Origin of the sequence: Gardnerella vaginalis ATCC 14018 = JCM 11026, assembly GCF_001042655.1 — a bacterium.
In the GTDB taxonomy this organism is placed as follows: domain Bacteria; phylum Actinomycetota; class Actinomycetes; order Actinomycetales; family Bifidobacteriaceae; genus Bifidobacterium; species Bifidobacterium vaginale.
In genome coordinates this window covers 1607703-1622140 of sequence record NZ_AP012332.1, presented here as the reverse complement: position 1 = coordinate 1622140, position 14438 = coordinate 1607703, and the positions used below count along the sequence as shown (strand labels likewise).

The 14438-nt window shown below is 42.3% G+C and carries 12 protein-coding genes; 5 read left to right on the top strand and 7 right to left on the bottom strand.

The window, feature by feature from the left end; all coding sequences use genetic code 11:
• Positions 1-3 precede the first annotated feature (3 nt).
• Positions 4-810, top strand: a complete 807-nt coding sequence (locus GAVG_RS06365; RefSeq protein ID WP_004114099.1) for a type 1 glutamine amidotransferase — start codon at positions 4-6, stop codon at positions 808-810.
• Between the two features lie 110 nt (positions 811-920).
• Here the strand turns inward: GAVG_RS06365 and upp are convergent, their stop codons facing one another.
• From upp to GAVG_RS06340, 5 genes are all read right to left on the bottom strand, one after another.
• Positions 921-1559, bottom strand: coding sequence for a uracil phosphoribosyltransferase (upp, locus tag GAVG_RS06360; protein WP_004114100.1), 639 nt, complete (start codon positions 1557-1559; stop codon positions 921-923).
• 297 nt (positions 1560-1856) lie between these two features.
• On the bottom strand, positions 1857-2519 hold the full coding sequence (locus GAVG_RS06355) for a hypothetical protein (protein ID WP_004114101.1): 663 nt from the start codon (positions 2517-2519) through the stop codon (positions 1857-1859).
• 46 nt (positions 2520-2565) lie between these two features.
• A complete protein-coding gene (locus GAVG_RS06350) occupies positions 2566-3729 on the bottom strand; it encodes an NUDIX hydrolase (protein WP_009994241.1) in 1164 nt (387 codons plus the stop codon).
• Between the two features lie 303 nt (positions 3730-4032).
• Entirely contained in the window at positions 4033-4755 is a 723-nt protein-coding gene (locus GAVG_RS06345; RefSeq protein ID WP_009994243.1) for an RloB family protein, read from the bottom strand.
• Positions 4756-4810: 55 nt separating this feature from the next.
• A complete protein-coding gene (locus tag GAVG_RS06340) occupies positions 4811-6136 on the bottom strand; it encodes an AAA family ATPase (protein ID WP_009994245.1) in 1326 nt (441 codons plus the stop codon).
• Positions 6137-6505: 369 nt separating this feature from the next.
• On the opposite strand from GAVG_RS06340, the gene GAVG_RS06335 reads away from it, so the two are divergent.
• Positions 6506-7873, top strand: a complete 1368-nt coding sequence (locus tag GAVG_RS06335; RefSeq protein ID WP_009994247.1) for an ATP-binding protein — start codon at positions 6506-6508, stop codon at positions 7871-7873.
• Between the two features lie 89 nt (positions 7874-7962).
• Here the strand turns inward: GAVG_RS06335 and GAVG_RS06330 are convergent, their stop codons facing one another.
• Complete coding sequence (locus GAVG_RS06330) at positions 7963-10200, bottom strand: RNA degradosome polyphosphate kinase (protein WP_004114108.1); 2238 nt, start codon at positions 10198-10200, stop codon at positions 7963-7965.
• A gap of 565 nt (positions 10201-10765) precedes the next feature.
• On the opposite strand from GAVG_RS06330, the gene GAVG_RS06325 reads away from it, so the two are divergent.
• The 3 genes from GAVG_RS06325 to GAVG_RS06315 all read left to right on the top strand — a co-directional run bounded on the left by GAVG_RS06325 (position 10766) and on the right by GAVG_RS06315 (position 13544).
• A complete protein-coding gene (locus tag GAVG_RS06325) occupies positions 10766-11497 on the top strand; it encodes an MIP/aquaporin family protein (RefSeq protein ID WP_009993599.1) in 732 nt (243 codons plus the stop codon).
• Positions 11498-11659: 162 nt separating this feature from the next.
• Positions 11660-12709: a glutamyl-Q tRNA(Asp) synthetase gene (locus GAVG_RS06320; RefSeq protein WP_009993597.1), complete on the top strand. Its 1050-nt coding sequence runs from the start codon at positions 11660-11662 to the stop codon at positions 12707-12709.
• 34 nt (positions 12710-12743) lie between these two features.
• A complete protein-coding gene (locus GAVG_RS06315; protein ID WP_009993596.1) occupies positions 12744-13544 on the top strand; it encodes a YggS family pyridoxal phosphate-dependent enzyme in 801 nt (266 codons plus the stop codon).
• A 49-nt stretch (positions 13545-13593) separates the two neighbouring features.
• Here the strand turns inward: GAVG_RS06315 and GAVG_RS06310 are convergent, their stop codons facing one another.
• Positions 13594-14409, bottom strand: coding sequence for a fumarylacetoacetate hydrolase family protein (locus GAVG_RS06310; RefSeq protein ID WP_009993595.1), 816 nt, complete (start codon positions 14407-14409; stop codon positions 13594-13596).
• Positions 14410-14438: the final 29 nt, after the last annotated feature.

Here is a 14438-nt window from a genome sequence, read left to right as displayed (position 1 = left end):
GTCATGAATGATATGAGTGATGTTAATTATATTAGTCAAGCGAATGCTACTAATAAAGCCGAAAATCGTGTATTAGATATTGTGTCGCTGTACCCGAAAGACATGAATATTTACGGTGACTATGGCAATGTACTTACGATTATGCGTCGAGCGGAATTGTACGGTTACAAGCCTGTGCTTCACGAATACAACGTTGGCGATGATTGGCCAAAGCGAGTAGATATGGTTCTTGGTGGCGGCGGTCAAGATCATGGTCAAAGTAGAGTTACGGATGATTTATTTGCGCGCGCGGGCGCGATTCGCGAGCTTGCAAAAAATGGCGTTCCAATGCTTATGATTTGTGGGCTTTACCAGCTTTTTGGAGAGTACTTTGAGACTATTGAAGGCCAAAAGCTTAAAGGCATAGGCATACTCGGAGAGCATACGGTTGGTCAAGACGTGCGCATGATTGGGAATCTTGTTGAGCATAGCCGCGATTTTGGAGATATTGTGGGATACGAGAACCATTCTGGTCGCACAAGTTTGGAGAGTGGTACGCAGCCACTCGGCTCAGTTGATGGCGAAAATTGCGGAAATAACGGCGAAGATCATACGGAAGGTGCGCGCAAATACAACGTTATCGGCACTTATATGCACGGATCAGTTTTGCCAAAAAATCCGCGTTTGTCTGACTTTTTAATTCGTACAGCTGCGCAGAATCGTTACGGAGAATTTGCACCAAAGCAGACTAATGCTCAGCGCGCGGAGCTTGAAAAATTGGACGAATTGGCAAATCGCGCTCGCGAAGTCGCCATAACTCGTCCGCGCTAAATACAAAATAACCTGCTGAAAATTGCAAAGTGTTGCAAAACAGCAGGCTATTTTGTGGTTTTAAATTCTAGTTTTTGATTCTAGTTTTCGTTTGATTCGGTTAGTAACTATTAATCAATTAAACCATACAAGCGATCGCCAGCATCGCCAAGACCAGGAACGATATAAGCCTTGTCGTTTAAGTGCTCATCAACAGCGCAAACAACAACCTTAAAGTCAATAGAAGGATCAATCTCCTTCTCTAGGCGTTCCAAGCCTTCTGGAGCTGCCAAAATGTTAATAGCAGTAACATCCTTAGCGCCGCGCTCAGCCAAATAGTGCGTAGCCGCAATAAGAGTGCCACCAGTGGCAAGCATTGGGTCCAGTAAGAAGCACTGACGACCAGTCAAATCTTCTGGCAAACGGTTAGCATAAGTGACGATGTCGAGAGTCTGCTCGTCGCGCTTCATACCAAGGAATCCAACCTCAGCGGTTGGAAGAAGGCGAGTCATGCCGTCAAGCATACCCAAACCTGCGCGCAAAACTGGCACAACCATTGGGCGTGGGCGGTTCAAATGCTTGCCAGTCATCTTGCAAATAGGAGTTTCAATCTCGCGATCGCTAACTTCCAAATTGCGGGTTGCTTCGTATGCTTCGAGAGTTACCAATTCGGAAACTAACTCGCGGAAAATGTTAGAAGGTGTATTCTTATCACGCAAAACGGTGAGCTTGTGGTCCACCAGCGGATGATGTAAAACATGAAGATCCATACCTTCTAGATTAGTGCAAGTGCGGCATGTTAAGCTATCGGCGTGCCGTGACTATTTAGAAAAAATATAAACAAGTGTTAATGAAGGTTGAATTTTGTGAATTGCTGGAAAATTAAAACATACTTGAAAACGCTGACTTGCGAAAGCGCCTGTCGGCGCAAACGCCGCTCGCAGCGGCAAAAAATGGAGCCCGGGGCTTAAACACAAGCCAGCGTCACTTCCCGAGTATACATGCTTTTAGATTTCAGCGCGCCGCGCTGTTGTATAACAAATAAACGCAGTGTGATAACAAATAAACTAATCGAGTTTTCCAAGTCTCCACAATTTAGCTCCATTAGCGAAGCATAAGGAAAGTGCATGCATGTTTGCGGATTTGTGCAAAACGCTAGCAAGACGCTGTGAATCATCTCTTTTGGAATCGTTCATCTTCTGTGTTAATTTTTTCGCGTAAGAACGCATTCCGCACGAAATAATCGCAGTAAACGCAGAAGCTCGATATAGAGCAACAGCAAAATCGCCCGTAAAAGCACCAGAAAGAATAGAATCCGCGAGTCGCGCAATATCTTCTCCTGTAGGAGATTCGTCAATTCCAGTAATTGCTGAAGCGCTAGTTGCAGAGGGTTCTCCAAGATTCCAATACTCCGCATATGCTTCTCGCTGCTTACGCAAAGACTCCCTAAGCAAATATAGCCTAAAAAGCATTCCAGGGAGCGAATCTGGTTGCGCTTGACTCCACAAGTCTGCGATGACCTCAATACCCTCATTCTCAACCAAATTCAGTACGCGTTCCACAATCTCTGGAGATTGTGTTTTATGCACGCGGTTAAGCAGAACTGCTGCTGAAGTGTGGCTGATTTCGTTTACAATTTGTGGATCTGTGCCGCCTTCAATTTGCGCGAGCATTGCAGGATCCATTTGTGCAGGTCTGCTTGGGCGACTTGCACCTATTGGACTTGGCATAAAAGCAGATCTGCTCGAATGGATAGAACTCGATTGTGAATTAAGGCTAGTAGACAATTGGTAACACCTTTTCAATATCAATAATGCGAGCGCCTTTAGAAGTATTGCTAATATGCAAAACTATTGCGCTACCAGTAGGCATGTATGGAGATTTTTGGCTAAGTATACGTTTATGTGCTCGCGGTTTTGTGATTCCTCGCAAATAGTCAAAGAAAGTGCCGATAATAGGGCGATGCAAACACATAACTGTTGAATTGTTAATATTTGCTTCTGTGTTTTGTGTGTTTTGTGTGTTTTGTGCGTTGCAATCAAGATTTTGTATTTCACTTATAAGAACAGATAATGTAGATTTTGGTTTATTCTCATGATGGTCTTCAGTAAGTTCCGCAATCTGTTCTATAGAAAGAGAAGAATCGTGTGCAAAAGTTGCAACAGTTTCCACGCAACGTTTCCAAGGTGACGAGACAATTCGATTTGGAGCATAGCAAGCAAGCTCACGACCTAGAGCGTAGGATGCTGCAGATCCAAGAGGAGTGATTGGACGAGTTGCTTCGCTGCCTTGCCATGATTTACGTGATTCAGCTTTTCCATGTCGTACTAGTATCAATGTCTTATATTCAGTTTGACCATCGTGTAGCTTTTCAAGAAAAGCATCTAAAACTTTTCTATCGCTATCGTGTGTGAGTTTTTTGCGAGCTTTAGAAGGAGTAAGCCATATAACATTGCCAATTTCAGTAGGTTTTGCTGGTTTTATTGGACCAAATGCTGGTAGTCGCTTCATTGCGGCATTCTCGTCTATTTCGCGCATCATCCAGTAGTGAATTCGCTTAACTACTTCTGTTTTGTTGTTGTTTTGTGAACTGTTTTTCGCACCGCTTTTTGAGATTGATTTTTTGCCTTCGTTTTCAAGCGGATATTCTATTTGTGCAATGTGAGGTCCTAGTGTTACTGCGTAGCCTGTTTCTTCCCCAACTTCGCGCACAGCTGTGTGACGATGCGATTCTTTTGGCTCATTCTTGCCTTTTGGCCAGCTCCAATCGTCATATTTAGGACGGTAGACTAGGCAAAGCTCAAAGTCGTCATCGCTTATCATGTCCGCTTGATTGCTTGTTTTTTTCAAGTCACTTGTGTTTGAGCTGTCTATTGTATTTCGCTTGCGATAAATAATTCCGCCAGCAGCCTCAACGTATCGCGTCGTTACTACACTCATATTCACTATTTTAGCGGCTTTCTTTCGCAACTTTTAGTTGTGCCTGGTTATTTATTACGATTCGTTTATTCGCTTATTTGGTTAGAGTCAATTTAGTTGCTGGTTTTCGCATATTTACGTTGCTTACGTTTATCACAGTCATGATAGTGATAAAAGCGCTGTGACTGTCATTTTAACTTCCGTGACTGTGATAATTCACTCCATAGACGTGATGACTCATCAATATTGCGCCATCATCTCACCCACATCTAGATTATTGCTGTTAATAACAGTAATGAAGACATATGTAGTTACATCATTAATTCACAATTTTTCTGACAAATCTATTCCTGATACACGCTTGCATTCATTTAATATTGTTTCTACTATTTCTGGAACATCTGTCCAAGGAGCGTAGTTTGACTTTTGAGTTACTGAAGGGTGATTTTTGCGATTTTCTATCTGTTCGGTTTGCATATGCTGCTTTGCGTTTTTAAAAGCATTCTTATAGTTTCCAGTTAATTTTTCTAATTGGATATGCTTATTTTTATTCCCAGTAGTGTTGTGAAGTAGCCCAAGTTCTTTTGCTTCTTTTTGGCAATCTCGCGTTTCTGTGCAAGAAAGAGGGCAGCTTTTTATATGGTCAATAAGCCATACTTCGAAGCAAGGGTTGGAAATTACTAATTTTATCTTCCCACAAGTTGAATCCGACTTAGATTGAGCTTGTTGAATTTTTTCTCCAAATTCATCAACGTCTGTTACAACCCATACCAGTGTAAACGGATTGTAGTTTTCTTTTTTCGCTTCTTTGCAGTCTAATCTCTCAAGTTTAATCGCATAATTTGTTAAAGTGAGTGGATCTACGCCCTCTTTTTCTATGTTAATTGATTTATGAATATCCCATGATGTAGCACAATATTTACTTACTTCTGATTTTATATAGCTAAAATACTCAAACTCTGTAACTACACCGCCACAAACAATGAGGAATCTTTTATTTCGTTTCGACTGTTTCTTTGAACGGCCGTGTGATGGAACATGAACCATAGCCCGCTCCTCATGAATACTAGTGTTTTATATCGTTTTGAATATTGGTAGTGTTTTAGCTTCTGTTAGTATTTGTAAGTATTTCCGCAAAAACATCATGTAGCGAAGGTTGTGGCGCTGAGACATATATGTTGTGTTGATAGTTTTTACCAAAGTTTACATTGCGGTTTTCCCATTCCGTAAGTGGATGTAGTGAAGATTCGCCTAATGTATTTTTCTCTATAAACCAAATTTGATCTCTGTCGAGAATAGTTTTGTCGGTTCCAGAATTACTAATAAGACTTAAATCGTGAGTAGTAAAAATTAATTGCGATTGGTTAGGATTCGTTTCTGGATTACTGTAAAGCTTGAGTATTTCAGACACGAATTGCATGCTTAGACTTGTGTCGATTTCATCGATTAGAAGTATGGAATGTTTTGATAATGCATCTATAACGAAAGCAAATAGCAATAATGCTGTTTTAGTTCCTAAAGATTCAAAATCTTCAGGAAGTTGGCAATCTTTTTGACCAGAATGTGTAAACATTAAACGTGAAACACTGAATTTTTGCAATTTTTCAGTGTTTTCAGAAGTGTTATCTGTAAGTTTATTGTTGTCTCCGTCAAGTTCATTAAGAAGATTTGCGAGTCTCGCTAGTTTTTCTGATTGTTTAGCATCTAGCTGTTCGGATTGGACTGTTACACCTTTTAATCCTAAATCTGCATATTTTAGCAACTTGCTAATGTTGGATGCAAAATCTGGATTTTCTTGTAAAACTGTTATCAAATTATTGGAATACTTATCAAAGTCAACTGTTTTGCATTGCTGTGTAGAAGTTATTTCTTCGTATGCAGCTTGCAATGCTTGTACACCTGATGCTGCAGATGCAGATAGAAATAATGCGTTGTCTCTTGTAATTTTTTCTACAGTTTTTCCTATGGTTTTTAGATTTGAGCCAAATCGCATTGGTTTGCCATGCTCTCGTTCAAACAGCACAGTTTTTCTGTTTGTTGTAGAGCGGAAAAGCCATAGTCCTTCTTCAATAATGTAATTATTATTGAAGGTAAACCAATATTTATATCTGTTGTTATCTTTTGCAATAAATTCTATAAAGAATGTTGAAGGTTCATTTTCAGATTCTTTATTTAAAAGAAAAGGAAGTGCATTTATTTTTGAATTTGAGTTACCGCCTTTGAAGCTTCCTTCCACAAAATTTTTTAAGAATGCTATGCATTTTAGCAGATTTGTTTTCCCTGAGGCATTTCCTCCGTAAATGGCTGCAAGAGTTGATACATCTGGATGGGGCCACGAACTGTTTTTTGCATGTACGGTTCTTTGCATGCTGAATTGTTGCGATTGACGAAAACTTAGTGCGTTTTCTACGCTAAAATTAAGCAACATAGTGGTCTCCAGTGCTAAGTTTGCTATTTAACCAAAAATAGCATCAATTTTTTGATTATTATCTACTATCTACAGCGATATATCTTATATAAGAATATCGTAAAATATCATATTTGCAATCTACAAATAGTTTTTTGTATAAAATGTACATAAAAGTAGTTGAAAATTTAAAGAATAAGATTATTGTTCTCGCGCGTGTAATTGACTTGTACTAAAACATTGGCAACACTAAATTCCCAAACTTACAAAAACTGGCAAATTATGGCGTAAAAAACATGCCAAAACTGGCAAATAATTGCTCAAAAAACCTCCTAAAACTGGCAAATAATGCTATAATCGTTGTAATATCAACATTAAAAAGAGTAAGCCATGGAACGACTAGCATTACAAAAATTAATCGCCTGGAATAGCAAGCCGAATCGCAAGCCGCTAATAATATGGGGTGCGCGCCAGGTTGGCAAAACGTATCTAGTAAAAGAACTTTTTGCGGAAAAATATTATAAAAATAGTTATATTTACATCGATCTTAAAAAAGAAGATGAGGTTCGTAACTTTTGCGAAAGCACAGCAAACGCAGAAAAGATTATAGAATACTTGTCTTTGCGATTTTCCAAGGCTATAGATGAAGGCACTTTGCTGATTTTTGACGAGATCCAAGAATGCCCAAATATTATTTCGTCGCTTAAATATTTTTGCCAAGATTTTAGAAAAATTCACGTAATTGCAACGGGTTCAATGGTGCGAATTAAATTGCATCGCGAAGCTCACAAGCAAAATTCGTCGAAATCAGCAGTTGGTCAATTCCTCTTTCCAGTAGGCAAAATTGACCAGATAACAATATATCCAATGACTTTTGGTGAGTTCCTACTGAACAATAATAGTCTTCTATATTCAAAGGTGCGCGAAGCATATGATTCTAAGCAAGCGCTGCCTACAGAAATTCACAATCTTGCGTTAAATGAAGTGTATAAATATTTGCTGATTGGGGGTATGCCAGAAGCAGTACAGGCATACATTGAACGTAAAGATTTACTAGAATCGCGTGAGATTTTGCGCTCGCTTTATGACAATTATCTTGCAGATATGGAGTTGTACCAAGCAAGTAGCGAATCGATTTTAAGATCTCGACTTTTATTTGAGAATATTTTCAGAGAGCTTAACAAGGAATCAAAAAACTTTTCAGCTGGTCTTATTAAAAAAGACAGTAGAACTAGAGATTTTGCGACGTCCATTCAGTGGCTGCTTATGACTCATATTGTTAATCAGTCATTCCAACTCAAAGAGCATATAACCACGCCGCTTATGCAAGAAAACGAAAGTAATTTCCGACTATTTTTGTGCGATATTGGCATGTTCTCATATCAAAGCGGAGTTAATGCAGCATCTTTTATTTCAAACGAAAGAGACAATACGCTATCTGGTATTTTCTTCGAAAATTACGTTGCAAACGAACTTAGCGCAAATGGTTTAAAACTGTTTTATTGGCGCGGAAAATCAGATTCAGAATTGGAATTTATAATTGAATCAAATAACAAACTTTTTCCGATTGATGTTAAAAAAGGCAGAGGAACTCTTAATTCTCTAAATAAGTTTGCAATGCACAACAAGTTTGAGTTTGCAATAAAAGTTTCTAAAAATAATTATGGCTATGATGCAAATCAGAAAATCGCGACTATGCCATTTTATTTTATGACGTTCGTGGCTAGCGATTTGGCTGAGGGAACGCTTGAGATTTAGTCAGATTAGAAGGAGCAATAAATACAACAAGAGCCAGAATCATATTGCTGAATCTGGCTCTTTGCCTATTGTTTATTAGTTACTCGCAATCAGTTCACACCTCGAGGTTTGCGTGTGTGAGTATGAATTAGATATTCCTGACTGTCAACTAGAGGACGACCTTCGGAATCGCGAGAATGCAGCGTGTATGTGCCATCTCCATCCATCCACCAAGAAACTGTTGAATCAGCCATTTGCAAATCAATGTATTGAATCAACGCTTCCACCTGGTCTGGAGCGCTTATGCGAACCAGTGTTTCAACGCGGCGATCAAGATTTCGATGCATCAAATCGGCCGAGCCAATCCACACTTCTGGGCCACTTGCAGGACCATCGCCAATTTGCGGACCGCAAGAATTAGCAAAAGCATAGATTCGGCTGTGCTCAAGGAATCTGCCAAGAATAGAGCGAACTCGAATATTCTCGCTCAATCCTTCAATGCCAGGCTTTAGCGAGCAAATTCCACGCTCAACAATGTCAATCTTTACTCCAGCTTGAGCCGCGCGGTACAAAGCGTCAATCGTCTTTTCGTCAACAACAGAATTGACTTTAATCTTAATCCACGCTTCTTTTCCAGCAAGAGCCGCTGCCTCTTCCCTGCGAATTCGCTCAATAATGCCCGTTCGAACTGTGCGAGGAGCCACAAGCAAGCGATGGAAACTAGACTTTGGAGCGTAACCCGAAAGCTGATTAAACAAGCGAGTCAAATCTTGACCAACTACAGGATCGCAAGTAAGCAAGCCCAAATCTGTGTAAAGGCGAGCCGTCTTAGGGTTATAGTTGCCAGTACCAACGTGGCAATAGCGGCGCAATCCTTCGGCTTCTTGGCGAACCACAAGCGAAAGCTTGCAATGCGTCTTCAATCCAACAATGCCGTAAACAACGTGAACGCCTGCGCGCTCAAGCTTACGCGCCCAAGCGATGTTAGCGTCTTCGTCGAATCGCGCTTTAATCTCAACAAGCGCAAGAACCTGCTTGCCAGCGTGTGCTGCGTCAACAAGAGCGTCAATAATTGGCGAATTGCTAGACGTGCGGTACAGCGTTTGCTTAATTGCAAGCACCTTTGGATCTGCCGCCGCCTGCGCCAAGAACGCTTGAACAGAAGTAGAGAACGAATCGTAAGGGTGATGAAGCAAAATATCATGCTCACGAATCGAAGCGAAAATATCTTGCGCATGGCTAGTTTCAACTTCTGCAATCTGGCGATTTGTAGTAGGAATAAACGGACGATACTTCAAATCTGGGCGATCCAGCGCCTGCAACTCAAAAAGAACCGTCATATCTAGCGGCGAAGGCAAACGATAGACTTCCTCTGGGCTTACACGCAACTGATTAGCCAGCAGCTGCGACAAGAATGGGCTAGCTTCGTCGGAAATCTCAAGACGGATAGGCGGTCCAAAACGACGACGCAAAAGCTCCTTTTCCATAGCGTTAAGCAAGTTTTCTGCATCGTCTTCCTCAACGTCAATATCTTCGTTACGCGTAACGCGGAAAGATCGCGCTTCTTTAATAATCATGCCTGGGAAAAGCGATTCCAAATGTGCTGCAATCAACTTTTCCATAGGAATAAAGCCGTAGCGCTCTTCGCGACCCTCTTCGTCGGTTAAATCGTCAACTGGAACAAGACGATTCAAATTATCTGGAATCTTTACGCGAGCAAAATGCGATTTGCCAGAATTTGGATTTTCTACAATAACAGCCAAGTTAATAGACTTGCCAGAAATATATGGGAACGGGTGTGCAGGATCCACTGCAAGTGGCGTTAATACTGGGAAAACCTGCTTGCGATAATAGTCTGAAAGTCTATCTTTTTCGGATTGCGTAAGTTTGTCCCAACTGAGCATAACAATGCGCTGCTTAGCAAGCTCTGGCAAAATGTGGTCAATAACATAATGCGCATGCTCATCTTGACGACGATGCGTAACCTCGCTAATTGCGCGCAACTGCTGACGCGGGCTAAGCCCACTTGCAGCGGTTACTGCAATTCCTGAGTCAATTCGGCGCTTTAAGCCTGCAACTCGAACCATAAAGAACTCGTCTAGGTTGGAAGCAAAGATGGCTGCAAAATTAGCGCGTTCAAGAAGTGGTAAATCAGTATTTTGCGCTAGCTCAAGCACGCGACGATTGAACTTTAACCAGCTAAGCTCGCGGTCAAAGAAGCGATCTTTTGGCAACGGTAGCTCGCCCTCACGAGCCTCACGCTTTTCTGCCTTTTCGTCTTCGGCGATGTGCTCTGCAATTTGACCGCGCAGAATCGCCTTTGAGGGAGCGTCAAAAATTTGTACCATACTCCGTAATTGTATGCGCTGTAAGGGATGTGCGCGACTGAGTGTCGGCAGCTGCGCGTGCTCGACACGCCGATAATTGCAATATGTGAACGCATCTGAACATGACAACCATTGCATATTCACAAAATGATGCAAAACCATCTATTTTTTATGTTCGAATGAACACTAATTACAATATGTGAACAAAGATGGTTTTGTACTTTACTAAAGAACAAAAAACAGTAATAATAAGAATCACAAGAACAAATTAAAAGAGCGGTAGACCACAGAAAATGTATGGATGTTAGATTCCAATTACGTTGGACGGATACATAAGACTTTACCGTTGCAACGAGGATGTTGTGCAGATAGAACCGCTGAAGATTGTTTTTGTAAGTAAGAGGCTCGCCAGTGTGGCGGGCCTCTTTTGATTTGATATTTACTCGCAGTGTCGTGTTCATAGGGGAAACTATCAAAGAATAATTGTTGGAATAATAATTGCTGGATTCATTTTCTTAGCTTCTTTGAAAATGAGATGTGGCACAAAAGCAAAAGCAGCAAAACAATTAAGAAGGATCGAAGGACCATGCAACATTCATTTACAGTAATGTTGGCAGCCGAGTTTATTGGAACTGCCATTCTTATGATTTTTGGCAATGGAGCCGTTGCCAATGTTGAACTTAAAAACACTAAAGGTCATCACGCAGGCTGGCTAAACATTGCTATGGGCTATGGTTTTGGCGTTATGTTCCCAGTGCTAATGTTCGGTGGAATTTCTGGAGCGCACATAAATCCTGCTATGACAATTGCGCAAGCTGTTTGCGGAATGTTCCCTTGGTCAAACGTACTTCCGTATATTGTGGCTCAGCTTTTGGGCGCATTGGTCGGTCAGCTTATTGTGTACGTAACTTATTTGCCACATTACAACGAAACCGAAGAGCCAGAGGCTATTCTTGGCACGTTCTGCACTACGGATGCTTACAATAACAAGCTTAACTACTTCCTAAACGAATTCTTTGGCACGCTCGTGCTTGTTTTGGCTGCGCTTTGCTGCCTTACTTCTCCTTGGGGAGAGAAGAATTTGGCTGGAGCATCAATCGTAGTTGGCTTTGTTGTTTGGGGATTGGTGACTTCTATGGGTGGTCCGACTGGTCCTGCTTTGAATCCTGCTCGAGACCTTATGCCGCGTTTGCTCCACGCCATTTTGCCTATTCCACACAAGGGTTCTTCTCGTTGGGGCGAGGCGTGGATTCCAGTCGTAGCCCCTATTGCCGGCGCAATCTTGGGCGTGCTTATGTTTAAGTCGCTATTTGCATAAAACAGTTGCTTTTAATTGTTATTGATTGTGATTAATTGCGGTTGTAAGAAGCGCGTGATGCTAGTATGAATGCGTTACGCGCTTCTTGTTTTGCAAGTTTATGCTTTGCAAACTTGTGCTTATTAAGAAAGATTTTAAGAAAGATATTAGAAAGACGAAATCATGTTTTCTAAGTCACCTATTGCAATTGGTCGTTTTGCGCCGACTCCTTCTGGACGTATGCATATTGGCAATATGGTAGCAATGTTGGCTGCTTGGCTTTCTGCAAAGTCGCAAGGTGGAAGCATGATTTTGCGCCTGGAAGATCTCGATATTGCTAGAATGCCAAAAGATGCAAGCGCGCGAGTGATTGACGATTTGAAGTGGGCTGGGCTTGATTGGGTTGGTGAGCCGACTTATCAGCATGAGCGCACTGCACTCTACCAAGAAGCTCTTGATGCGTTAGAATCTTTGCAAGACGGAGACGGGAATTCCCTGATTTACCCGTGTTTTTGCTCGCGTTCCGATATTCGCGCGATTGCAGCGCCGCAAGAAGGCGACGGCTTTATACGCTATCCCGGTACGTGCAGAAATCTTCGCAAAAATGCGCAAGGCTTGGCGCAAATCGAAAAGCGTTTGCAAAATAATCAACAACATTCTTTGCGGCTTGCTGTTCCGACTGCTGATTTAAACCAAGCGAATGTGAGTTTTATAGACGCGATTTTTGGTGCGCAATCGTTTAACATTAATCGCGACTTGGGAGACATGGTGATTCGTCGCGCGGATGGCGTTTTTTCTTATCAACTTGCGGTTGTTGTTGACGATGTGCTTTCGGGAGTAAACGACATTGTGCGCGGACGTGATTTGCTGCGTTCGGCGGCTCTTCAAATTTGGATTGGTGAATTGCTTGAAAAATCTGGATTTTTTGCGGCTAACGGCGTGCACTATGTGCGTCCGCAATTTGCGCACTTGCCACTAATTGATAACGCTCAAGGCGAGCGACTCGCCAAAAGTAAACATTCGCTTGATGTTGGCGCACTTCGAGAAGCTGGTTGGAGCGCCGAGCGCATGATTGGCTATTGCATGTATCTTTTGGGATATAAAAATCCTGGGCAAACTCGCCCAGCAGATATGAGCGCTGCAGATGCGCTCGCGTTATTTAAAAGCGACGAAACGCCGTGGAATTCTGTTCGCGCAAACCTAGCAGACAAATCCGTGCCCTTCCTCGACTAAACTATGTATTTAGAATGATAGATTGGGGCACTAAATGGCATACATGACGCAAAAAGATTTAGCGAATACTGAGGTAGATTGTGTTCGCGCGCGTCAAATTGCCGACGGCGTGCACAGCGTGCAAGACGCCATTGCTCAAGCCGAATCGCATTATGGGTGCAAATCTGAGTCGGTTACGCTGCTTGCTGCAACTAAAACGCGAGATGTTGGCGAAATTATGGCAGCGCTTAAAGCTGGAGTGCGCGTAATTGGGGAAAATCGTCCGCAAGAAATTGTCGCAAAAGCCGAGATTTTACGCGCACAAGCTGCTCGCGAGAATTTAAGCGTTGGCGTAAATGGAAAAATTCCGCTCTACTTAATCGGTCAGCTGCAAAGCAATAAAATAAACAAAGTTTTGCCGCTTGCAAATGGTATTCAGTCGGTTGACGGCATTGAGCTTGCGCAAAAAATATCTGCTCGCGCTCAAAATTTGGGACTTTGCACAGACGTTATGTTGGAAGTGAATGTTTCAGGAGAAGCTACAAAATCCGGATGTGTGCCGGAACGTGCGATTGACGAAGCTCTCGCTATATCTAGCCTGACTGCACTTAATTTGCGCGGATTTATGACGCTCGGAGCGCGCGTGGATGATGAAAAAATAGTGAGAAGCGGTTTTGCAAAATTGAGAGAAATTAGAGATTGCGTGAGTGAACAACTTGCGCAAGATCATGATGGAAACTCTGCAAAATTAGAGCTTTCAATGGGAATGTCTGGCGATTTTGTGTGGGCGATTGCCGATGGTTCGACGATGGTCCGAATCGGTTCGGCAATCTTTGGCCCGCGCGCATTTGTGTAGTATTAAGTTTTGTCTAGCTTCTGATTTTCATCTTTTACTTTTATTGCCGTTACGCATGCATAATCACATTGCGCAGCGAACCAATACCATTTACATGCACAATCGCTTCGTCGCCAGCGTGCAAAGTTCCTGCTGGATACGGCGTTCCTGTCAAAATAACATCTCCTGGAAGAAGCGTTGAGAAGCTTGAAATCGCAGCAATTTGCTCTGGGATACTGTGAATCAATCGCGCTGTAGTGCCGTCAGCTTCCGGAACATTTTCGCCATTAAGCGTAAACGAGATATGCGCGTCTCGCCAATTTAGCTCGGTTGTAATCCATGGACCAAGTGGGCAAGACGTGTCGAATCCTTTTGCGCGCGTAAACATTGGATCGCTGCCTGCGCAATCACGCAAAGTCACGTCGTTTACACATGTAAAGCCAAAAACGTAGTCCATTGCCTTATCTACCGACACATTTTTGGCGATTTTGCCCATAACAACAGCCACTTCTGGCTCAAAATTCATATCGTTTGAAAAAGCCGGAATAACAATTGGGTCGTCTGGGCCAATTACAGATGTGCTCGGCTTTGTAAAAATCACCATGTCTGCTGCCGTGTGGCTTGACGACGCAGCAGAAGATGCGCGCTCTTCGGCAGAACGCGTATCGTAGTTTTTTGCCAATCCGTAGACTTTTGAAGGAATTACTGGTGCAAGCAGGCGCACGCCATCGGCGTCTAACTCGTAGCGCTTGCCTGTTGGTTTAACTCCTTGAGGGCTTAGTGGATGGCCTTCTAGCGCTACTAAATAATCCTTGCCGTCTGCTTCGTCTTTTTGAACAAACGCGTATTGAGGAACTTCATTATAGGAAAAACGTGCAATTCTCATATTTTTAAGATTACGACATATTTAATACT

What these genes read in the sequence shown, in the direction of transcription:
- GAVG_RS06365 (WP_004114099.1), top strand. Translation starts at nt 4, where the DNA reads ATGAATGATATGAGTGATGTTAATTATATTAGTCAAGCGAATGCTACT.
- upp (WP_004114100.1), bottom strand. Translation starts at nt 1,559, where the DNA reads ATGGATCTTCATGTTTTACATCATCCGCTGGTGGACCACAAGCTCACC.
- GAVG_RS06355 (WP_004114101.1), bottom strand. Translation starts at nt 2,519, where the DNA reads ATGCCAAGTCCAATAGGTGCAAGTCGCCCAAGCAGACCTGCACAAATG.
- GAVG_RS06350 (WP_009994241.1), bottom strand. Translation starts at nt 3,729, where the DNA reads ATGAGTGTAGTAACGACGCGATACGTTGAGGCTGCTGGCGGAATTATT.
- GAVG_RS06345 (WP_009994243.1), bottom strand. Translation starts at nt 4,755, where the DNA reads ATGGTTCATGTTCCATCACACGGCCGTTCAAAGAAACAGTCGAAACGA.
- GAVG_RS06340 (WP_009994245.1), bottom strand. Translation starts at nt 6,136, where the DNA reads ATGTTGCTTAATTTTAGCGTAGAAAACGCACTAAGTTTTCGTCAATCG.
- GAVG_RS06335 (WP_009994247.1), top strand. Translation starts at nt 6,506, where the DNA reads ATGGAACGACTAGCATTACAAAAATTAATCGCCTGGAATAGCAAGCCG.
- GAVG_RS06330 (WP_004114108.1), bottom strand. Translation starts at nt 10,200, where the DNA reads ATGGTACAAATTTTTGACGCTCCCTCAAAGGCGATTCTGCGCGGTCAA.
- GAVG_RS06325 (WP_009993599.1), top strand. Translation starts at nt 10,766, where the DNA reads ATGCAACATTCATTTACAGTAATGTTGGCAGCCGAGTTTATTGGAACT.
- GAVG_RS06320 (WP_009993597.1), top strand. Translation starts at nt 11,660, where the DNA reads ATGTTTTCTAAGTCACCTATTGCAATTGGTCGTTTTGCGCCGACTCCT.
- GAVG_RS06315 (WP_009993596.1), top strand. Translation starts at nt 12,744, where the DNA reads ATGGCATACATGACGCAAAAAGATTTAGCGAATACTGAGGTAGATTGT.
- GAVG_RS06310 (WP_009993595.1), bottom strand. Translation starts at nt 14,409, where the DNA reads ATGAGAATTGCACGTTTTTCCTATAATGAAGTTCCTCAATACGCGTTT.